Source organism: Acinetobacter sp. BMW17, from assembly GCF_001592855.1.
GTDB lineage: Bacteria > Pseudomonadota > Gammaproteobacteria > Pseudomonadales > Moraxellaceae > Acinetobacter > Acinetobacter johnsonii.
The window spans coordinates 135,723-155,941 of record NZ_LSOD01000047.1; the positions used below are offsets into that span (position 1 = coordinate 135,723).

Below are 20,219 nucleotides of genomic sequence, written 5' to 3' on the forward strand. Positions count from 1 at the left end.
CTTTGAGTTCTACTTATTTTTGGATGAGTGAATCTTCATGCAGGGATTCATTCAGCTGATCTACAATAATGGCCCACTCACCGTCCGATTTAATTTTTTCTGCCAAAAACTGACGTTGTGCTTCAGTCCAATACTCTGCGTCAACAATCTTGGTTTGTGCATTGAGCTGATGCGTTACAATAAACAAGGCGATGGCCTCTTCACTCGCATCTAAACCGAGTTGCTCAAACAGGTGGGTCATTCTTGGTCGTACACTCATATTTTTCTCCACGCTTATGTTCTAATTTTTCATAGTCAAAATAGCTTTAGCCAAGGTTCAACATAGCATATTTGGTTAATTTTCCAAGATCAGCCCACCTCTAGCCCGATATTTTATTATCACTGTACGCACTTTTCATTTTTGACGTCGATGCCTTTCAAATAAATAAGACTGCCCGAAAACAGCCTTTTTAAACAACGAAAGACAGATACTTAAATCGACCAGTCTTGGATTTCCCATGCCTGCTCTTTAGCCAATGCTTCTAGGCGGTCATCTGGATTGACGGCAATGGCATGGTCAGCATATTCCAGTAAAAAGCGATCATTGATGGAATCCGAATAAGCCCAAGACTCGCTGACATCACGCCCTGCAAGCCATTGATCTAAACGCGTCAATTTGCCTTTTTGATAGCATGGTGTATTGATCACTTTGCCCGTGTATTTACCCTCAACCACTTCAGCATTGGTCGCAATAATTTCACTAATCCCAAATTCACGAAAAATCGGTGCCGTTATAAAATCAGAGGTTGCGGTAATGCCAACCAAAGCATGTCCAGCATCGCGGTGTTTTTCAATGGCGGCAAAACCTTCGGGACGCATTTGCGGGCGAATCACTTTGTGCATGAACAGTTCATGCAGTTCAGTCAGGTAGGCATTGTCATGTTGAGTTAAAAATTCAAATACAAATTCATTATAGGCAATCGGGTCGAGCTGCCCTGCTTTGTAGTCTTCATAAAATTTATCGTTCATGGCGCGATGGCGAACTGGGTCGACCAAGCCTTCATTCACCAAAAACTCTCCCCAAGAATGATCTGAATCGGTGTTTAACAAGGTGTGATCGAGATCAAATAGCGCCAATTTCATGAAAATACTCGTAAAAACTGAAATTTAAGAAAAAATTTGTAAATCTATCTCCGCTAGTCGATAGAAATTCGTTAAGATCATAGCAATTTTAACATTTTTAAACTTTGCTTTTTTCGAGTTGGATACAGAAATAAAAATCCCCGATCGCAAAGTCATAAATTACACAATATTTAGGTAGCCAAATGATCGATTCGGAAGGTTTCCGACCCAATGTCGGGATCATTTTGGCAAACGAGTTTGGACAAGTTTTATGGGCAAAACGCATTGGACACAATGCTTGGCAATTTCCACAAGGAGGTATCCAATATGGAGAAACCCCTGAACAGGCACTTTATCGTGAGCTGAGAGAAGAAGTTGGCTTACTGCCCGAACACGTCCAAATTGTAGCGCAAACTAAAGGTTGGCTGCGTTATCGTTTGCCGCACCGATACATTCGTACAGATTCCGATCCCGTATGTATTGGACAAAAACAAAAGTGGTTTTTACTCAAACTCACTGCTCCCGCTCAGAATATTCGTTTGAATTTGTCTGATCCGCCTGAGTTTGACCAATGGCAGTGGGTCAGTTATTGGTACCCGCTGGGGCAAGTTGTGAATTTTAAACGCGATGTATACCGCAAAGCGATGGTGGAGCTGTGCAATCAGCTCCCTCAAAAAAAGCCTTAAAAAATCTAGACGTCCTACAGATTTTTTAAGGATCTCTTGTTATAAATAAGTTGGACGCACATTATTTTTGGAGTAGACGCGATGTCGAATATGCAACTGGATACCCTTCGACGCATTGTACAAGAAATCAATGCGTCCACCAGTTTGCATGAATCACTCGACATTATGGTCAACCATGTGGCAGAAGCCATGCATGTTGACGTTTGCTCCATCTATTTACTCGACGAACGCAATCAACGTTATTTGTTGATGGCATCGAAAGGTTTGAACCCCGATTCGGTCGGCCATGTTTCACTGCATACCAGTGAAGGCTTGGTCGGTCTGGTGGGTCAGCGTGAAGAAATCGTCAACCTTGACAATGCACCGAAACATGAACGTTTTATGTACTTACCTGAAACTGGTGAGGAAATTTATAACTCGTTCCTCGGTGTACCGGTCATGTACCGCCGTAAAGTCATGGGCGTACTTGTGGTGCAAAACAAAGAGTCACAAGACTTTAGTGAAGCCGCAGAATCTTTCCTCGTCACGCTCTGTGCTCAGCTTTCAGGGGTCATTGCGCATGCGCATGCGGTGGGCAATATCGATGTATTTCGTAAACCCAGCAATTTACCAGCCTACAAAACCTTCCAAGGTGTCCCGGGTTCAGGTGGAATTGCATTAGGGCGTGCCGTCATTCTCTATCCCCCTGCGGATTTGGCGGCTGTCCCTGACCGTGAAGCCGATGACATCAGTGAAGAATTAGAGCTGCTGGATCGTGCTCTCACCTCAGTACGTGATGAAATCAAATCGCTTGATGACAAAATGCAAGATGCCCTCATGGCGGAAGAACGCGCACTGTTTAGCGTGTTCTTACGCATGTTGGATGAAAATGCACTGCCAGCGGAAATTAAAGAACAAATTCGTGATGGTAACTGGGCACAAGGTGCGGTGCGTATCGTCATCGATAATCACATCGATCTGTTTGAACAGATGGAAGATGACTATCTCCGTGAACGTGCCGCGGACTTAAAAGATCTCGGGCGACGGATTTTGGCCTATTTGCAAGAAGCCGACTCCAGCCACCGTGAACTTACCGATGAAAGTATTCTGATTGGGGAAGAAATCTCAACCGCAGCCTTGGTTGAACTGCCAGTCGATAAAATTGCAGCCATCGTAACCACCGAAGGCGCCATGAACTCGCATATGGTGATTGTGGCGCGCGCACTCGGTATTCCAACCGTGGTCGGCGTGACTGAACTGCCGATTAATACCCTTGATGATGTGGAAATGATCGTCGATGCGCACCAAGGGCGTGTGTTTATTAATCCACCTCGCCGTTTACGTAGTCGCTATAAAGAAATTCAAAAAGAAGAAGAACTGATTGCCAAAGATTTAAAACAGTATGAAACCAAAGACGCCATCACCCCTGATGGTGTCGCAGTCAAACTGTTCGTCAATACTGGTCTGATGATTGATGTAGTCCGTGGTGTACAACGCGGTGCCAAAGGCGTTGGTCTATATCGTTCTGAAATTCCGTTCATGCTACGTGATCGCTTCCCGGGTGAAGAAGAACAACGTGCGATCTATCGTCAACAGTTGAGCCACTTTGCCAACAAACCTGTGGTGATGCGTACCCTCGATATCGGTGCCGATAAGGACTTGCCTTATTTTTCAATTGAGGAAGAAAACTCAGCACTGGGCTGGCGCGGTATTCGCTTTACGCTTGACCACCCTGAAATTTTTTCTTCACAAATTCGTGCCATGCTCAAAGCCAGTATTGGTCTCAATAACCTACACATTCTACTGCCGATGGTGACCAGCGTCAGCGAAGTAGAAGAAGCGCTGTACTTACTAGAGCGAGACTGGGTCGCGGTGCAAGAAGAAGAACAGGTCAAAATCACCAAACCAAAAATCGGGATCATGGTCGAAGTACCAAGTGTCTTATTACAAATTGAAGAGTTTGCCGAGTTGGTTGACTTTTTCTCAGTGGGTTCAAACGACTTGACACAATACTTACTGGCCGTTGACCGTAATAATCCACGCGTTGCCAATGTCTACTCACATTTCCACCCTGCGGTTTTACGTGCGCTCACCCGCTTAGTTAAAGAGTGTCATAAGTACAAAAAACCAGTCAGTATTTGTGGTGAAATGGCGGGCGATCCTTTGTCTGCGATCTTACTGATGGCGATGGGCTTCAATACCCTATCAATGAGCTCAAGCAACATTCTGCGTGTACGCAAAGCCATTTGTCATGTCCCAATGCCAGATGCGGTCGAATTGTTAGAGCGTGCCTTGAAAATGAGTAATCCACTCATTGTGAAAAGTCAGATGGAATATTATTTTAAAACCCATGGTTTGGCCGATATGGTCAAATCCGCAACACGTATTGTGACGGCTTAAAGGTCTTTAAACCCAAAGAACGGACATTAAAAAAGGGAGATAATCATCTGAATATCTCCCTTTCTTGTGCTTGTCATAGCCTCGTTTTGCATTTTTCTTTCGGTCTACAAAGACTTGGCTTTGGTTAACTTCATGCATATGTTTAGCCACGAAGTTGTGAATCACAACTTTTGGCTCAGCTTTCTTCTTTGCCATTTTTTTTCACCTTGTTGATGTGATCATCTTACTGATGATGCGGTAGAAATTTTACGCCTTTTTGAACGTATTACAAGCGATTTTGGCTAAACCTATATCACCAACTCATCCGCTATTTTTTCAATTCAATTACAGGTTATGGCAATGCTTTATTTTGCACTGCCTTTGATCCATATGCTTAAAATGTCGCTTAGCCATAAAACTGTTCTAACAATAAAATCATCGCAATCAACATCATCAATACCCCTGACACTCGACTGACCACTCTAGCTGCCTGCGGACGTGTGCCCAAAACTTTTTGCGCACTAAATCCAACCAAGAAATAAACGGCCGCACAACTCATAAGGTGAATTCCCGCCAATAAAACAATTTGAGAGGTGGGCGACAAAGCCGCTTGCGGGTCGATAAAGGGCGGCAATAAAGCCAAAAATAACAGCAGGACTTTCGGATTTAAGCCACTTAAATAAACGCCTCGAATGTACCATGACTTTGACGATGCAATGGCAATCTGATCGCTGCTAATCGTTGCAGGGCGCATCGATAGGCTCAGCCCCATCCACAGCAAATAAACAGCCCCAACACCCGTGAGTACTTGAAGCAATACGGGCTGACTGGTCACCAATGTCCCTACACCCGCCGCAACAATCAGTGCCGCCATCAAATGCCCAGTTAATAACCCGGTCACCGCAGGCAAGACTCTTTTGCCCTGTATTCCGGATGAAATGGCATAAGCCCAATCTATACCTGGTGTCATCACAAACAGGATCGAAACACCCCAAAATGCAATCATAATATTCAGTGACATCCCTTTCCTCTCTTATCCATCACCGTTTTGAGGTTTAATCCAATCAAAACATGATCTGTATCAAATAATTTTGAAAGGATATCCTTTAGCCTCTAAAATGTGCTTTCAAATATTTGTGCAATAACGCCTAAAAAGGGGAGATTCTTCCACATGGATAAAATTGATAAGAAGATTCTTGCTGAACTACAAGCCGATGGTCGTTTATCTGTTACGGAGTTGGCGCATAAGGTAGGGCTTAGCCTCTCTCCCTGTCACCGTAGAGTCAAAGCCTTAGAAGATTCAGGTATTATCAAAGGCTATCGCGCACAGTTGGATATTTCCCAACTCGGCTTGAATTTCTCCACCATTGTTTTCGTGACGCTCAAAAATGGCGATAAAGATTCGGTGCAGAGTCTTGAAGAAGCGATTCTTAAGGTTCCTCAAATTGTGAAAGCGCAGCGACTTTTTGGTGACCCCGACTACTTGCTGCATGTCGTGACCTATGACTTGGAAAGCTATCAAAAACTCTATGATGAGCACTTGTCAGCACTGCCAAATGTGCAACGTCTCATCTCCACCATGGTGATGAAAAATATTATTTCTAATCGTAGCGTTTTGTTCTAAAAGAACACGTTCTAGGGGTAGCTAAACATCTGCAATTGATCTGTCTTGTTATGGATGACATCGTGATTTCACGCAGATCTGTCCTGCTCTGAATTAAGAAACCTTTGTTACTGAGTGATGTTCAGCAAAATTAAGGAGCCTCGTTTCAATAAAAAGAAAGTGGCTAGAACATATTCTAAATTGAAGCGTGAATCATATTATTTCTCACCATTTTTTTGTTTGCTTCCCGTGATAAAAGCGCTAGATTAAATCTTAATCACCTACAAAATAAGAGCATCATCATGCCACTCGAAAAAGACAAAGATGCAACCATTGTAGTCAAAGATACACCTGACCAAGAAAAGTATGAGTTTCTGAAAGAAAAAATTCGTTATAAGCAAGCCTTGCGCGAAAACTCCAAAAAAATTGACCACCAAAAAGTCCGCTTGAATATCCAAGCGGATGCACTTCCAAGCAAAACCTTTTTTATTATGAATGCCTTGGCTGCTGTCATTGCAGGCTATGGACTGCTGTCTAACTCGGCTGCGGTAGTGATTGGCGCGATGTTGGTTGCCATGATGCTGGGGCCAATTTCAGGTATTGCCTTGGCTTTAATTGATAACCGATGGCTGCTGTTTAAAACCGCGTTGTCGACCTTGTTACTTGGCGTTGCCATGATTTATAGCATTGGGATCATTTTAGGGCTGGTGAACTATGACCTGCCTATGACCAATGAAATTTTATCTCGCACGCAGCCAACCATTTTGGATTTGATGATCGCTTTAGCAGGGGGTGCCGCAGGTGCTTTTGCCTCAGTATCCCCTCGCCTGTCTGTGGCCGTGGTGGGTGTCGCCGTTGCGACGGCCTTAGTTCCGCCCTTGGTGGCCAGCGGGATTTTATTTGCGCATATGGAATGGAAAAACTCAGCCAATGCATTTTTACTGGCGGTGACCAACATCTTCGCCATTCAGATTAGCTCATCTTTAGTCCTTTGGATTGCAGGCTTTAGACGGGGTTCCACCGAAGAAGTGCAGAGTAATGTCAAAGAATTTCTCAAACGTAATGCTGTTAGCCTAATGTTCTTGGCACTTTTAGGGATTTATCTCTCACTCAACTTTTATGCGCTGCTCAATACACGGCTGTACGAAAGCAGTACCGAGGCGACCATTAGCACAGAACTCAACCACGCCAATAATATTATTGATACCATCCAATACGATAAAAAAGAGGGTTTCACTTTAGTCCGTGTCTCTATCCGTGGAGATATTCCGCCTAGCCCATCGCAAATTGCAGCGCTCAATCAAAAGCTATTGCCAGACTTGAACGATAACCCAAGCATTGTTCAAGTCCGCTTTATTCCGATTGATATTATTCAGGCTGAAGACAGCCCCAACGTCCAACTCGAACAAGATGAAGCGCAAAAGCTTTCAGTACAATAACGAGCTTTAAGCTGCCAATGCTCTATGCAGCAGTCGTTCTACGTCGGGTTGTTTCATCTCAAGCATCCCGACAACCCGACCATGAAATGGACTATAACGGCTTTGAATAAAGCCATCCGCCACATAGTTGGGTGCATGCCGTTTCAGTAGGACTGCTTGTGCCAAAATCACCAAACGGCTGACCAAACTACGGCCCATAAATTGTAGTTCTTCAGGTGTCTGCTGGAATAATTTAAATAGGCTTTGTAGTTCTTGTTTCAACTGTTCATCTTGCATAGCCGTAGCGGCCAAATCTTGAAACAAGATTTCAATCGACTCTACATCACGACTGATAGCACGTAGCACATCCAAACACATGACATTGCCTGACCCTTCCCAAATGGTATTGACTGGCGCTTCTTTAAAAATACGTGCCATGATGCCGTTGTCGACATAGCCATTGCCGCCAAAAACCTCCATCATTTCCCCTGTCAGCTCAACCGCACGTTTACATATCCAGAACTTCGACGCTGGGGTCATAATGCGTTTCCACGCTACGGACAATGCGTCATCCGCTTCATAGCAGTGTGCCAAATGGAAACTGAGTTGCATCGCTGCTTCCGTTTCTAAGGCTAAATCTGCAAGTACGGTACGCATCAGCGGTTGTTCAGCCAGAAGCTTCCCAAAAGCTTTACGCTGACGGGTATAGGCAATGCATTGCACCAAAGCCTGACGCAGCAAGGCAGTACTGCCCACCGAACAGGTTAAACGGGTGTAATTCGCCATTTCAATAATGGTGGGAATGCCAAGTCCAGCTTCCCCAATCATGATGCCCCACACCTCTTTAAATTCGACTTCGGAACTGGAGTTACTCCGATTGCCGACTTTTTCTTTTAGCCGTTGGATATGGATCGGGTTCTTGGTTCCATCCTCCAGCCAGCGCGGTACAAAGAAACAGGCCAAACCATCTTGTTCCGTCTTTGCCACCACCAAATGCGCATCACACATCGGTGCAGAAAAAAACCATTTATGCCCTGAGAGCAAATAGGCTTGACCGCGTCCCGACTCTGCGACGGGTACTGCCATGGTTTCATTGGCACGCACATCCGAACCACCCTGTTTTTCGGTCATGCCCATGCCCAGCCAAATCGATTTTTTCTGGCTGATTGGCACATCACGTTCATCGTATTCTGTCGAAAGTAACTTATCACCGATTTTGGCCCACAGTTCAGGTTCGCGTTGAATCAGTGGAATACTGCCTAATGTCATCGAGTTTGGACACAAATTTCCACACTCCACCTGCCCTGCCAAATAAAAACGTGCTGCCCACTCGACCCATTTTGAGGATGAATTGGGCTGATTAAAAGGATGTGCATGGGTATCGAACTGACGATTTAACCCCATCCATTGATGCCATGCGGGATGAAACTCGATAAAGTCTTTACGGCGTCCGCGAGCATCAAAGGCATGCAAGATGGGCGTATGCCTATTGGCGAGATCGGCATAATCATAATATTCCGTAGAACCAACAACTTTACCCATCTCTATGAGTTTTGCCTGATCCAGACTGCCATAACGGGCCAATATTTCTTGTAAAACGGTATCGGTTTCAAACAGGTTATAGTTTTCCAGTTCATCAAACTGATTACTGATTTGATGGGTCATCCATGCCGTATTCATATCACTTTGCTCTTGTTATGCTGTGCTTTTCATTTCAGTATAGAGAAAAATTGAGTCTGCCATGTTCAGCTTTATGCAATGAAGAATCCTGAGATCCAAGTCCGTCGTAGACCGCGCCAATCCAGAGCAAAACTCACCCAAGAAGCTTTGCAAGAAAGTTTTGTTCGGCTTTTGCATGAGCGCCATGCGCACGAAATTACCATTCGGGAAATTACCGATGTGGCCGGAGTCGGTTTGGGTACCTTTTATGAGTACTTTTCAAAGAAGGAAGATTTGGTTGCATTGACCATTCATCAGCATGTGAAAACCAATGCGGAGCAGTTAAAAAGTTATGCACAAAGCCTGATGGAGTTATCCACAAAATTAACTTTTGAGGACTATTTACAGCAAATTATTCACTTTCAGCTTGAGCAGATTCAGACTCGACAGTTTCTCTGGGCGCAGACTTTTTTGCTGGAACGACAGGTATCGAATATTGAAAGTTACCGTAAAAGTTATGCCATGATGGTGCAGATGTGGCGCAGTATCCTTGAGCCTTATTTTAAAGATGAAGTGCAACTCAAGCGACTTAGTTTGAATGTGCAACGAATCTGTTATGGCTTTGTGTCGCAGACTTTATTGGTAGAGCCAAAATTTGGGAAATGGCAGGAATTAGAAACCGATATAGTAAATATGGTTAATTTCTCATATCAGAACTAACTAAAGCTTTATCAATTTTTATATATTTAAGAGCTATTTTAAATACTCTAAATAATTTTAATATCTGATTTTTTGAGATAATATATTAAAAATAAATTTAAAGAACAACTACTTCCAAAATGCAGACAATACCTTTAAAAGTTATTTCTTTACTTGCCGAACTCCTTCCAAAATATGAGACACATGCCAGTCTAAATTCTATTTTTTTATATGCAGATATAGAAAATACCTTTCCAGAACTCAGCAAACCTAATCGAGTTCAAGAGACTTTAATACATATCAATAAAGCCAATCCTAATCCTCTCAAAATTTTAGGAAAAGTATTAGAAAAATATTTTGATGGTGCTGTTATATCTCCACATGACCCAGAATGGTTTAGCTCACAACTAGATAAAATCACTCAAGCATTAGCTGAAAACTCTTTAATGTATATAAAAGGTGGACGGATCAATGGGTCACTTACTGCACCAACAAAAAGCCTAGAAAATTTCATAAATGATTTAGATATTCCAGCAATTGATCAAGAATTTACGAGAGCTTTAACGCATGTGGATTCAAGCCCTAGAGAAGCTGTTTCAGCAGCAAGTAATATTTTGGAATCAATCTGCAGAGTTTATATAGAAGAAAATCAACTTAATATGCCTAACAAAAAAGATTTAAAAAATTTATTCGATGTTGTTAGAAAATCTCTAAACATCAATCGAGAAGCCGTGGAAGATGAAGATTTAAAAAGAATTATTTCTGGAATTATTTCAGTCGTTGATGGTATTGCTTCACTGCGTACTCATAGCAGTTCCGCACATGGTGCAGGCATCAAACAATATAATCTCAGACCTCGTCATGCACGTTTAGCAATACATTCTGCCCATACGATTGGTCTATTTATATTGGAAAGTTGGAAAGAGAAATAAAAAAACCGCTCTTTCGAGCGGTTTTTTTATTTCAGTCAAAACTACTTAACGTCAAAACGGTCTGCATTCATTACCTTCACCCAAGCGGCAACAAAGTCTTTTACAAACTTCTCTTTGTTGTCATCTTGCGCATAAACTTCTGCATATGAGCGTAAAATCGAGTTTGAACCAAAGACTAAGTCTGCACGTGTCGCCGTCCATTTGGTTGCCCCTGTCGCACGGTCCACGATTTCATAACGGTTTTTACCCACGGGTTTCCAGTTATATTTCATATCCGTTAAGTTGACAAAGAAGTCATTGCTGAGTACACCCACGCGAGCAGTCAACACACCTTCTGATGTACCTGCATAGTTTGTGCCAAGTGCACGCATACCACCGACTAAAACCGTCATTTCAGGTGCAGTCAAACCGAGTAATTGTGCACGGTCTAATAACATTTCTTCAGGCTGTACGCTGTAATCTTCTTTGACCCAGTTACGGAAACCATCATGCTTAGGGAGTAAATCTTCAAAAGAATACACATCTGTTTGCTCTTGAGTCGCATCACCTCGGCCTGCAAGGAACGGAACTTTGATATTCACACCCGCAGCGTGTGCCGCTTTTTCAACCGCTGCCGTACCACCCAGTACAATCAAGTCTGCAATGCTGACTTTTTTCGCCAGACTTGCTTGAATTTCTTCAAGCTTCGCCAAAACTTTAGCTAAACGTTCAGGCTCATTGCCCACCCAGTCTTTTTGTGGCGCAAGACGGATACGCGCCCCATTGGCACCACCACGGTAGTCGGAACCACGGAAAGTCCGCGCACTATCCCAAGCAGTATTAATCAATTCAACCGAAGTTAAACCGCTATTCAGCAACTTCGCTTTTAACTCTTCAATTTCAGCTTCAGACAAAACATAATCGACCGATGGAATTGGGTCTTGCCAAATCAAATCGTCATTCGGCACATCTGCGCCTAAGTAGCGGGATTTTGGTCCCATGTCACGGTGAGTGAGCTTGTACCAAGCACGCGCAAACACTTCAGACAAGTAAGCTGGATCTGCATAAAAACGCTCTGAAATTTTACGGTATTCAGGGTCCATTTTGAGTGCCATATCGGCATCAGTCATCATTGGGTTACGGCGAACGTTGGGGTTATGCGCATCAACAGGTTTATCTTCCTCTTTGATGTTAATCGGTTCCCATTGTTTCGCACCCGCAGGACTAGTGGTTTTTTCCCATTCATAAGTGAACAGCAGATAGAAAAACTCGTTATCCCATTTGGTCGGGTGTGTGGTCCAGGCCCCTTCTAAACCACTGACCATGGTGTTCGCACCATTGCCTGTACCTTCAGAGTTATGCCAACCGAGACCTTGAAACTCCACGTCTGCGCCTTCGACATCTGCCCCTAAGTTTTCAGCTTTACCATTCCCGTGCGCTTTACCTACGGTGTGACCACCCGCAGTGAGTGCGACAGTTTCTTCATCATCCATTCCCATACGGTCAAAAGTGACACGCATGTCTTGTGCAGTACGGAGGGGATCTTGGACGCCATCAACCCCTTCTGGATTGACGTAGATTAAACCCATTTGTACCGCAGCTAATGGATTTTCAAGCGATTTACGGTCTTGGTCATTGGCATAGCGGTTTGCCGTTGGTGCCAGCCATTGACGCTCTTCACCCCAGTAAATGTCTTTTTCTGGTGCCCAAATATCTAGACGACCACCACCAAAGCCAAAGGTTTTCAGGCCTGCTTCTTCATAAGCTACTGTGCCTGCAAGAACGATTAAATCGCCCCATGAAATTTTGTTGCCATATTTACGTTTGATTGGCCAAAGTAGGCGACGGCCTTTATCGGTGTTGACGTTATCAGGCCAACTGTTGAGGGGTGCAAAACGTTGGTTCCCTGTGTTAGCGCCGCCACGTCCATCTTGTTTACGGTAGGAACCCGCCAAGTGCCATGCGGTACGTACAAACATCCCAATGTAGCTGCCGTAATCAGATGGCCACCATTCTTGGCTGCTGTTGATGAGTTCACGGAGATCTTGTTTCACCGCTTCTAAATCCAATGATTTGAATGCGGCTGCATAGTCAAAATCAGGATCCATCGGGTTGGTTTTTTTATCGTGTTGCGACAGGATGTCGAGATTGAGCGCATTCGGCCACCAATCAGAATTATTGGTGCTGGCTAAACTCGTTTGTCCACCATCTTTCTGGTGAAATGGACAACCTGATGCTTGCATATTCTGTGTCATGTCGAGCTCCAAATTTGATCATCAAATTATGATTATCATGAACCGTTTAAAGTAATTATTACTGTTCTAACATAGCCCCTTTTGATGACAATCAAAAGCGAGTTTTACGAATAAAAACAATCGGATTCTTCTATGTAAATATTTAAGAAAAAAAGAATTTTAATTTTTCAACAAGATAAGATCCGATGAAAACACAGCAAAAAGAAAGGCTTTTTATGCGAGGTTGATGGGCATTTTCAATTGAGTTTATCGATTAAAACTTAGACAACCCTTACCAGCAATGAGCGCGGCTCAAATTGAGTAAAAATTAAACAAAAAAAGAGGCATACTTTCGGTTTTTAGATTTTTTTGAAAGATATTTTGGTGATGTCCTTATGGTCTCGGTGATGACTGTTTTGCCAGCCATCACCTGATCTTATACTTAAAGCGTTCATTACACGCTTAAACGTCGACCTTCTCTTAAGCAAACAAACGGATTCATCAGCTTCGAGCTATTTTTCATTGCCACTTTTAAGTCAATTTCAGGCTGTTCTCGGCTTTCATCAGTCAGCTGAAAAGTGCGATAGTGAATAGCCATCGAGCATTTGGCATGCAGGTCTTTATGCGCTTGAAAGGCATCTTGCGGATTCATATGCATATAGCGCATCAGCTCACGCGGTTCATACGCCCCGATAGGCAATAATGCAATTCGCGGTGCGCCAAAACGTTGATGCAGCTCTTTAAAATGCGGTGAATAACCTGTATCCCCCGCAAAATAAGCATAGTCAGCGCCACAGTGAATATTAAACCCACCCCATAACGCACGGTTTTGATCACGCAGCCCACGGCCAGAACCATGCTGTGCTGGGGTATAGACTAGTTTTAAATCATGCAGACGTGCCGACTGCCACCAATCCATTTCCAATACTTGTAAGTGCTTGGGTAAATACCATCCATTGCCCAAACCTGTATAAATGGGCATGGCGAAACGCTCATACAACCAGTTCAGACTGGCAATATCCATATGATCATAGTGGTTGTGACTCAAGAGCACCGCATGGATGGTCGGTAAATCTTCCAAGGCAATGCCAGCAGGCATAACACGGCGTGGTCCCCGCCCTTGCTTCGGACTAACATGTTCCGCCCAGACAGGATCGGTCAATAAGTTATAAGGGCCAATCTGGAGTAATACCGTGGCATGACCCACAAACCAAACCTGCCAATCATTTAAATCAGCATGAGGCCGATCTTGCGGCAGGCTTTTTTTATCGGCATGAAAGTGCGCATACTCTTGCGCCAAATCCACATTCCATGTCGAAGATTTACGCTTAATCAACCATTTTAGCAAGTCGCCTCGGCTACGGCCCTCAGGTCGGCGAACTGAATTGACAAAGCGAGTCCCGTTATAATGGTCAGAGTGTAGAAACTGAAATTCGGGCTGCCGCCACGTATGGGACATGGTATTTTCAGTCGGAATTTGATAATGGAGTTCAGTTGATTTTGGCTTCATTTAACGTCGTTATCTTTATTGCAATACACCAGTAGCAGGACCAGTTTTGAAAACTGACCTCTACCTTAACCTATTCCAAGCGTCCTTGCATTCGCTCTAACCACACTTTTTTTGATTGCGGCTTCACAAAGAGTGCCACAATCTCAGGATGATTTTGTTTAATTTTTGCTTCAATTCGATTGACACACGCTTCTATCTCATCGGTAGTGAGGTGATCTTCAAACTCCACGCTCAATGAGGCTAAAACCTGTTTGGCGCCCATTTGCTCGGTCAGTAAACCGTTGGCCGACAATACACCTTCATCCTCTTGGGCAATTTTTAAGATATTTTGCCGTACATGCAGGTCTGCGGTTTCACCAAGCAATAAACCTTTGGTTTCTCGTGCCAAAAGAAAAGCAGACACAGCCAGAACCAGTCCAATCAGAATGGATGCCACCCCATCCAGTGTAGGCATATTTAAACGATGTGCCAAATAAATACCAAGAAAAGCAATCAACAGACCAATTAATGCAGCAGAGTCTTCAAACAAAACCGTAAACGTGGTGGGGTCTTTACTGCGACGAAAGGCCTCAAAATAACCTTGCTGGCCTTTGGCTTTACGAAATACTTTCAGAGCAACACACCATGAAGTCCCTTCACTTACAAATGCAAAGCCAAGTACAACATAATTGATGGTCGGGTTTAAAATGGGTTCAGGGTGCAAAATGTGCATGATCCCATTGTACATAGACACCAATGCCCCTAAGGCAAAGACCATAAGAGATACAATGAAGGCCCAAAAATATAGCTCTCGCCCGTAGCCAAAAGGATGGTTAAAATTGGCAGGTTTATTCGACTTCTTCAGTCCATATAACAGTAAAATTTCGTTTAAGGTATCCACAACAGAGTGAATGGCTTCACTCAACATGGCAGAGCTATTGGTCAAATAAGCCGCAATAAATTTTACCAGCGCAATGGCTAAATTCCCCAACAGCGCGGCATAGACCACCAGTTTATTTGAATCTGCCATATCGATTTTTAGCCCATATGTTCAATTAAATTATATTTATGTTTTTATCATATCCAATTTCGGCAAAACGCAATTGTATTTTTATGTAGTTCACCTCACCCGATTTTCAGGTGATTGGAATGAACTATTTTTAGTATTTAATTAATACCTTTTAGCAATTATTAAACCGGTTATTTCATATATGAAAGTTTCAGAACTCAACTCGATACTATTTATTTTCTAAACAATTGAATCATCTTCACGGTATCGTTGTTTATCGATTATACTTCACCGCAGTCATGGTAAGACATTTTTTGGATTAGTCAGTGGGTTATTTATATGGAACTTAGACACCTTCGCTATTTCATTACTGTTGCTGAAGAACTGAACTTTAGTAAAGCAGCACTGAAACTTTATACCGCTCAGCCCTCATTAAGTCAGCAAATCAAAGACCTTGAAGAAGATGTCGGCGTACAGTTATTGTATCGAACCAAGCGAAAAGTTGAACTCACGGAAGAAGGGGCTGTTTTTCTTGAACAAGCACGTCTCACCTTGGCTCAGGCAGATAAAGCGGTCACTATGGCACGCCAAGTATCACAAGCCAAGCAGCAGATGCTCCGCATTGGTTTTGTCCCTGTGGCGGAAATGAAAATCTTTCCTTATGTACTGCCCAATTTACGAGTACAAAACCCAGAGTTAAAAATTGAGTTATTCAGTATGAACAATACTGAGCAACTACGTTTGCTGAAAAAAGGTGAATTGGACATTAGCTTTACCCGAAATAATGTCCATAGTGATGAAATTGAAAGTCAGTTTGTACTGCGTGAACCACTCATTTTCCTGTTGCCGAAAGACCATCCTTTGGCCAAATATGAGCGAATTCCGGTTAAAGCATTAGATGGCATTGATTTTATTATTCCCGCAGCCGAGCAGTCACAGACTTTACACCAGACTATTTTGGAATTTGCCAAAACTCACAATATCGAATTCAACATTGTGCAAAAAGCCGACAATATTCTATTCAATATCAATGCGATTGGCTTGGGGCTCGGCTGTACAATTTTACCCGGTTATGTTGCGCCACTTAGCATGAACAACACGGTAATTCGTCCACTTGAGGTTGAGCTGCCGTATTTGGATCTGTATGTGAACTATCGTAAAAATAACAGCTCACTGGCAGTGACTAAATTTATAGAATTACTGACTCGGGTATTTTATTTGGATATTAACCGCGAATAAATCCGCAGTGAGTCCTAATTATTCATCTCATTCGGCGCGCCACTATTTTCTGAATAAATAATTACGCGCCTTTCTCATAGAACTATACTCTGTAAGACAAGCGTATTTTCACCCTTTTATTTTTAAGCGATGTCGATGACATCTCGCTTTTTCATTTGTATTCTTTTTAAGCTAGGATAGGCTAAGAAAAACAGGCTTTTGTCAGGTTCCCCACAATTGAAGTCCAAACACAAACTGATGCTGAGGTAGATCTTGCGACTTTAGCTGCACGAAAAAATAATAAAACAGAGAAGGAGAAGATTATGCCAATGCCCACTTTGCAGCGTTTAAAAACAGCAATGAAATTTCGCCCCTTCTTTTTCATTAGTTTTTTGCTGACTGCTGTTTTTTATACGCTGCTGAATACATTTACCGACTGGTCTTGGTCGACCAATTTATTGATCAGTTGGAATATTGCCGTCTCAAGTTATTTAGTCAAAACCATGACCACCCTGTGGTCTGTTGACCATCGGCACATTCTGCAACATGCACAGCAGCAAGATGCCAGTAAATGGATCATTCTACTGTTGGTCATCCTGACTTTGCTCATGTGCTTAATTGCGATTGTATTAGAATTGACTCATCTTCCTAATGACCCAACCATCAAATATGGGCACTTGGCGCTGTCCTTACTCACCATTATTAGCGCATGGTTCTTTATGCATACCGTATTTGCCATTCATTATGCGCATGATTATTATCTGGCTCTCGCAGACCAACAAGATGCAGGCTTAGACTTTCCCAAAACGGCTCAACCAACCTATCCCGACTTTTTATATTTTAGTTATGTGATTGGCACTTCTGCGCAAACCGCGGATGTTTCCATTACCTCGCGTTCGATGCGTATTCTGAATATTCTGCACATTATTTTAGCTTATGGTTTTAATACCTCTATTCTCGCTATTAGCATCAATGTTGCGGCGGGTTTCATCACGCTCTAAGTACCCTGTTTTTCATTTTTTGTCATCCTCTCAAATGACAACCATCCAATATAAAGACGATGATTGAAGTCCTTTCGACGACAACATCACAAAAAAAACTCCCAATGAAAGAGCTTTTTCAAATCACAAACCCAACAATTAAATGAACCGTTCATCAGCCTTAAAGCATACTGAAGACAAAAGTTTTGAAGATGATCGACCCAAAACAGGCAGGCTCACTCTGACCATCATCCACAGGCTATATATTTAGACCCCTCAAGTTAAATCACTTGTTTAAGGTCAACATATTTTAATAAATGCTGCTGCAAGCTCGGCACATCATCCGCGATGACCAAAGGTTGATATTGTCTGAGCGTTTCAGGTGTATGCACCCCATAACTCACCCCGATTCTCGGCATGGCAATATTACGCGCCATTTCTAGATCATAACTGGTATCACCGACCATAATCGCGTGTTCAGCAGACACACCCGTTTCAGCTAAAATTTCTTCCAACATCAAAGGATGCGGTTTAGATTTGGTTTCACTGGCAGCACGCGTTGTCACAAATAGTGCTTGGCTCTGTGTTTGTGCCAATACTCGATCTAAGCCTTTACGACTTTTACCTGTCGCCACCGCCAACTGTAAACCCGCTTCACGTAAGCCATTCAACATATCGGCCACGCCGTCGAACCAGACATCACCTTTCGAGTTCGCCACATAATGCTCGGCATAGCATTGCAAAATCTCAGCATGTAACTCAGGTACTTGAGGAAATAATCGCTGCGCGACCTCTGGCAAACCTAAACCAATAATACTTTTTGCTGCATCAGCAGATAAGGGTTGTGCAAATTGCTGCGCGGCAAACAATAAACTCGCCACAATCTGCCCTACTGAATCAAATAAAGTCCCATCCCAATCAAAGATAATCAGTTCTACAGGTTTGTTCATGCTGGGGTTCCAATATTTACTTTTATGAAGACAATTTACACGATGCATTTGCTACACGATGGCGAAAAGGATTCGCCGTTGAGCTGACTTGCACTTCGCTTTAAATCAGTGCTTAAAGCGCGTTCAAGACGTTCCATCAGCTCAACAAAAGATTTTTGTTACTTTGCATCTTTAAAATTAAAGATGACCAATACAGCATCCTTTTAAATTAATCACAACCAACAAAAGTCATGGCTTTATCACCTCTTCTAAAATGAAAGGGAAAAGACTTAGTCCTTCTTCTGAGCTCTTAACTGCGCAACAATACTCTGCATATCTTCAGGCAAAGGCGCTTCAATCGGCGCATAACCTGGGATGTCTAAACGCATTGCGTGTAGACATAAACGACGCGGTTTCGGTCCTTTATATTCTGTTTCATGACCATATTTATCATCACCGACCAATGGATGACCAATGCTTAAACCATGCACACGAATTTGATGGGTACGACCTGAAAGTGGTGATGCATAAACTAAGGTTGCATGCATAAAACGTTCAGCCACATTCCACTGCGTTTTAGACTCTTTACCTTCACTTGACACACGCACACGACGTTCACCATTGGCCAGTTCATAACGGTGTAAAGGCGCATCAATTAACTGCTTGTCTAAACTCACCACACCTTTGACTACAGCGGCGTAAGTTTTCTTAATTTTGTGTTCACGTAGCATGTCTTGTAAGCTTTTTAACACACTACGCTTTTTAGAAATCATCACCAAACCTGAGGTATCACGGTCAATACGATGAATCAGTTCTAAGTATTTCTTACCTGTTGCCGCACGTAAGCCTTCAATCAGACCATAAGCCACACCACTGCCGCCATGTACGGCAATGCCAGATGGCTTATTGACAACCATCAAGCCCTCATCTTCATACACCACACGGCTGAGTAAACTCTGTGCTACTTTGTCAGAAACAGGCGCCGCATTTTCATCTTTTTGTTCATAGCGAATCGGGGCCACACGAATCTGGTCACCAATAGACAACTTAGTTTCTGCTTTTATACGCTTTTTATTCACGCGAACCTGACCTTCACGAATCAGGCGATAAATACGACTTTTAGGCACACCTTTTAAACGGCTAAATAAAAAGTTATCAATCCGTTGCCCTGCTTGATGCTCGTCCACTTCAAACCACGTCACGTTTTGCCATTGTTGGGTAGAATTCATACAGTTACTGCGACCTAAAAAATACGGAATTTGAATAAAAAATGACCATTTAGGCTATGCTTTACACAAGAAAGACTAGCTTAGCCCATAGGCAGATGGTACAAGGTTTGATATAGTCAGCGCACGGATACCACCATAAGTGAGTCAAAAGCTTAATCATTTCAATTTTAAATTGAATAGTTAAGAAAATAACTCAACTCAGCTTGGAACGGTCCCAAAAGAATTATGCCGACGCCGAAGGCTTATTATATCGGCAAAACAGCAAACTGTTAGGTTTAATTGTGCATCTGCACATAAATCAGTTTGCCCCAAAAAAATATGTGACCAACGAAGGTTGGTTTTTAAACGTAAACTGATATACATCAGATTAGTCGCTCCCTGATGTCGTATTCAGGCCACAGCGTTGATGCATATGGATCTGTTCAGTTGTAAAGGTACGATGATAATTCCGTATCAAGACACCCTATCCAAAAAGAAGGGTTGCTCTTCGAGCAAATGTGACAGTGAAAGTTACTTACATCCAATGCACCGCTTGTCCGCCAGTGAAACGCGCAGGAGACTTTAATCGTTTAAAGATTGAAGCCGTATTGCCATCATCAATATGTGAATCAAAACCGAAGCCGATCAAAAAGGCAGGTAATAAAACTCAGACCACAATCGGTTTATTTGAGATCTGAGCAAAATTGGTCCGTGATG

General features: G+C 42.9%; 18 protein-coding genes. 8 read left to right on the forward strand and 10 right to left on the reverse strand.

Translation table 11 applies throughout. The features are described 5' to 3' along the window. Positions 1-13: 13 nt before the first annotated feature. Both AXW61_RS15415 and AXW61_RS15420 read right to left on the reverse strand, forming a co-directional pair. Complete coding sequence (locus AXW61_RS15415) at positions 14-259, reverse strand: DUF2789 family protein (RefSeq protein ID WP_058868869.1); 246 nt, start codon at positions 257-259, stop codon at positions 14-16. 212 nt (positions 260-471) lie between these two features. Next, complete coding sequence (locus tag AXW61_RS15420; protein WP_004692545.1) at positions 472-1,122, reverse strand: HAD family hydrolase; 651 nt, start codon at positions 1,120-1,122, stop codon at positions 472-474. Positions 1,123-1,304: 182 nt separating this feature from the next. On the opposite strand from AXW61_RS15420, the gene AXW61_RS15425 reads away from it, so the two are divergent. After that, complete coding sequence (locus tag AXW61_RS15425) at positions 1,305-1,787, forward strand: RNA pyrophosphohydrolase (RefSeq protein ID WP_004692547.1); 483 nt, start codon at positions 1,305-1,307, stop codon at positions 1,785-1,787. 81 nt (positions 1,788-1,868) lie between these two features. After that, positions 1,869-4,166 carry a phosphoenolpyruvate--protein phosphotransferase gene (ptsP, locus tag AXW61_RS15430; RefSeq protein WP_062035053.1) on the forward strand — a complete coding sequence of 766 codons (2,298 nt, stop codon included), beginning with the start codon at positions 1,869-1,871 and terminating at the stop codon, positions 4,164-4,166. Between the two features lie 6 nt (positions 4,167-4,172). Here the strand turns inward: ptsP and AXW61_RS15435 are convergent, their stop codons facing one another. Next, on the reverse strand, positions 4,173-4,361 hold the full coding sequence (locus AXW61_RS15435) for a hypothetical protein (protein WP_004978921.1): 189 nt from the start codon (positions 4,359-4,361) through the stop codon (positions 4,173-4,175). 190 nt (positions 4,362-4,551) lie between these two features. After that, complete coding sequence (locus AXW61_RS15440; RefSeq protein WP_062035055.1) at positions 4,552-5,166, reverse strand: LysE family translocator; 615 nt, start codon at positions 5,164-5,166, stop codon at positions 4,552-4,554. A 150-nt stretch (positions 5,167-5,316) separates the two neighbouring features. On the opposite strand from AXW61_RS15440, the gene AXW61_RS15445 reads away from it, so the two are divergent. Both AXW61_RS15445 and AXW61_RS15450 read left to right on the forward strand, forming a co-directional pair. Continuing rightward, a complete protein-coding gene (locus AXW61_RS15445) occupies positions 5,317-5,769 on the forward strand; it encodes an Lrp/AsnC family transcriptional regulator (protein WP_004978918.1) in 453 nt (150 codons plus the stop codon). A gap of 281 nt (positions 5,770-6,050) precedes the next feature. Continuing rightward, positions 6,051-7,187, forward strand: coding sequence for a DUF389 domain-containing protein (locus AXW61_RS15450; RefSeq protein ID WP_062035057.1), 1,137 nt, complete (start codon positions 6,051-6,053; stop codon positions 7,185-7,187). Between the two features lie 6 nt (positions 7,188-7,193). Here the strand turns inward: AXW61_RS15450 and AXW61_RS15455 are convergent, their stop codons facing one another. Continuing rightward, positions 7,194-8,846 (reverse strand): acyl-CoA dehydrogenase family protein, encoded by a 1,653-nt coding sequence (locus AXW61_RS15455; RefSeq protein WP_062035060.1) that lies wholly within the window; start codon positions 8,844-8,846, stop codon positions 7,194-7,196. A gap of 78 nt (positions 8,847-8,924) precedes the next feature. Between AXW61_RS15455 and AXW61_RS15460 the strand changes: the two genes are divergently transcribed. Together AXW61_RS15460 and AXW61_RS15465 are read left to right on the forward strand one after the other, a co-directional pair. Next, on the forward strand, positions 8,925-9,545 hold the full coding sequence (locus tag AXW61_RS15460; RefSeq protein ID WP_062035062.1) for a TetR/AcrR family transcriptional regulator: 621 nt from the start codon (positions 8,925-8,927) through the stop codon (positions 9,543-9,545). A gap of 119 nt (positions 9,546-9,664) precedes the next feature. Then, complete coding sequence (locus tag AXW61_RS15465) at positions 9,665-10,456, forward strand: abortive infection family protein (protein ID WP_062035064.1); 792 nt, start codon at positions 9,665-9,667, stop codon at positions 10,454-10,456. A 41-nt stretch (positions 10,457-10,497) separates the two neighbouring features. Here the strand turns inward: AXW61_RS15465 and katG are convergent, their stop codons facing one another. The 3 genes from katG to AXW61_RS15480 all read right to left on the reverse strand — a co-directional run bounded on the left by katG (position 10,498) and on the right by AXW61_RS15480 (position 15,188). Beyond that, positions 10,498-12,690: a catalase/peroxidase HPI gene (gene katG, locus AXW61_RS15470; protein WP_062035066.1), complete on the reverse strand. Its 2,193-nt coding sequence runs from the start codon at positions 12,688-12,690 to the stop codon at positions 10,498-10,500. Positions 12,691-13,123: 433 nt separating this feature from the next. Continuing rightward, positions 13,124-14,179: an MBL fold metallo-hydrolase gene (locus AXW61_RS15475; protein WP_004978902.1), complete on the reverse strand. Its 1,056-nt coding sequence runs from the start codon at positions 14,177-14,179 to the stop codon at positions 13,124-13,126. A 70-nt stretch (positions 14,180-14,249) separates the two neighbouring features. Then, positions 14,250-15,188: a cation diffusion facilitator family transporter gene (locus AXW61_RS15480; protein WP_062035068.1), complete on the reverse strand. Its 939-nt coding sequence runs from the start codon at positions 15,186-15,188 to the stop codon at positions 14,250-14,252. Between the two features lie 318 nt (positions 15,189-15,506). Here AXW61_RS15480 and hcaR point away from each other — a divergent pair, with 318 nt between their 5' ends. Then, entirely contained in the window at positions 15,507-16,406 is a 900-nt protein-coding gene (gene hcaR, locus AXW61_RS15485; protein WP_062035070.1) for a DNA-binding transcriptional regulator HcaR, read from the forward strand. A 302-nt stretch (positions 16,407-16,708) separates the two neighbouring features. Then, positions 16,709-17,386: a DUF1345 domain-containing protein gene (locus tag AXW61_RS15490; protein WP_004692572.1), complete on the forward strand. Its 678-nt coding sequence runs from the start codon at positions 16,709-16,711 to the stop codon at positions 17,384-17,386. Positions 17,387-17,646: 260 nt separating this feature from the next. Here AXW61_RS15490 and AXW61_RS15495 read toward each other — a convergent pair whose 3' ends face one another. Together AXW61_RS15495 and AXW61_RS15500 are read right to left on the reverse strand one after the other, a co-directional pair. Beyond that, positions 17,647-18,315, reverse strand: coding sequence for an HAD-IA family hydrolase (locus tag AXW61_RS15495; protein ID WP_062035072.1), 669 nt, complete (start codon positions 18,313-18,315; stop codon positions 17,647-17,649). A gap of 269 nt (positions 18,316-18,584) precedes the next feature. Further along, the gene (locus tag AXW61_RS15500; RefSeq protein WP_004692575.1) at positions 18,585-19,523 is read right to left on the reverse strand and encodes an RluA family pseudouridine synthase; all 939 of its coding nucleotides are present in this window, start codon (positions 19,521-19,523) and stop codon (positions 18,585-18,587) included. Positions 19,524-20,219 lie beyond the last annotated feature (696 nt).

Bases quoted from the DNA above. Each gene is read 5' to 3' on its own strand.
- AXW61_RS15455 (WP_062035060.1), bottom strand. From the start codon at position 8,846: ATGAATACGGCATGGATGACCCATCAAATCAGTAATCAGTTTGATGAA.
- AXW61_RS15435 (WP_004978921.1), bottom strand. From the start codon at position 4,361: ATGGCAAAGAAGAAAGCTGAGCCAAAAGTTGTGATTCACAACTTCGTG.
- AXW61_RS15450 (WP_062035057.1), top strand. From the start codon at position 6,051: ATGCCACTCGAAAAAGACAAAGATGCAACCATTGTAGTCAAAGATACA.
- hcaR (WP_062035070.1), top strand. From the start codon at position 15,507: ATGGAACTTAGACACCTTCGCTATTTCATTACTGTTGCTGAAGAACTG.
- katG (WP_062035066.1), bottom strand. From the start codon at position 12,690: ATGACACAGAATATGCAAGCATCAGGTTGTCCATTTCACCAGAAAGAT.
- AXW61_RS15490 (WP_004692572.1), top strand. From the start codon at position 16,709: ATGCCAATGCCCACTTTGCAGCGTTTAAAAACAGCAATGAAATTTCGC.
- AXW61_RS15425 (WP_004692547.1), top strand. From the start codon at position 1,305: ATGATCGATTCGGAAGGTTTCCGACCCAATGTCGGGATCATTTTGGCA.
- AXW61_RS15460 (WP_062035062.1), top strand. From the start codon at position 8,925: ATGAAGAATCCTGAGATCCAAGTCCGTCGTAGACCGCGCCAATCCAGA.
- AXW61_RS15465 (WP_062035064.1), top strand. From the start codon at position 9,665: ATGCAGACAATACCTTTAAAAGTTATTTCTTTACTTGCCGAACTCCTT.
- AXW61_RS15440 (WP_062035055.1), bottom strand. From the start codon at position 5,166: ATGTCACTGAATATTATGATTGCATTTTGGGGTGTTTCGATCCTGTTT.
- AXW61_RS15500 (WP_004692575.1), bottom strand. From the start codon at position 19,523: ATGAATTCTACCCAACAATGGCAAAACGTGACGTGGTTTGAAGTGGAC.
- AXW61_RS15415 (WP_058868869.1), bottom strand. From the start codon at position 259: ATGAGTGTACGACCAAGAATGACCCACCTGTTTGAGCAACTCGGTTTA.
- AXW61_RS15495 (WP_062035072.1), bottom strand. From the start codon at position 18,315: ATGAACAAACCTGTAGAACTGATTATCTTTGATTGGGATGGGACTTTA.
- AXW61_RS15420 (WP_004692545.1), bottom strand. From the start codon at position 1,122: ATGAAATTGGCGCTATTTGATCTCGATCACACCTTGTTAAACACCGAT.
- AXW61_RS15480 (WP_062035068.1), bottom strand. From the start codon at position 15,188: ATGGCAGATTCAAATAAACTGGTGGTCTATGCCGCGCTGTTGGGGAAT.
- ptsP (WP_062035053.1), top strand. From the start codon at position 1,869: ATGTCGAATATGCAACTGGATACCCTTCGACGCATTGTACAAGAAATC.
- AXW61_RS15475 (WP_004978902.1), bottom strand. From the start codon at position 14,179: ATGAAGCCAAAATCAACTGAACTCCATTATCAAATTCCGACTGAAAAT.
- AXW61_RS15445 (WP_004978918.1), top strand. From the start codon at position 5,317: ATGGATAAAATTGATAAGAAGATTCTTGCTGAACTACAAGCCGATGGT.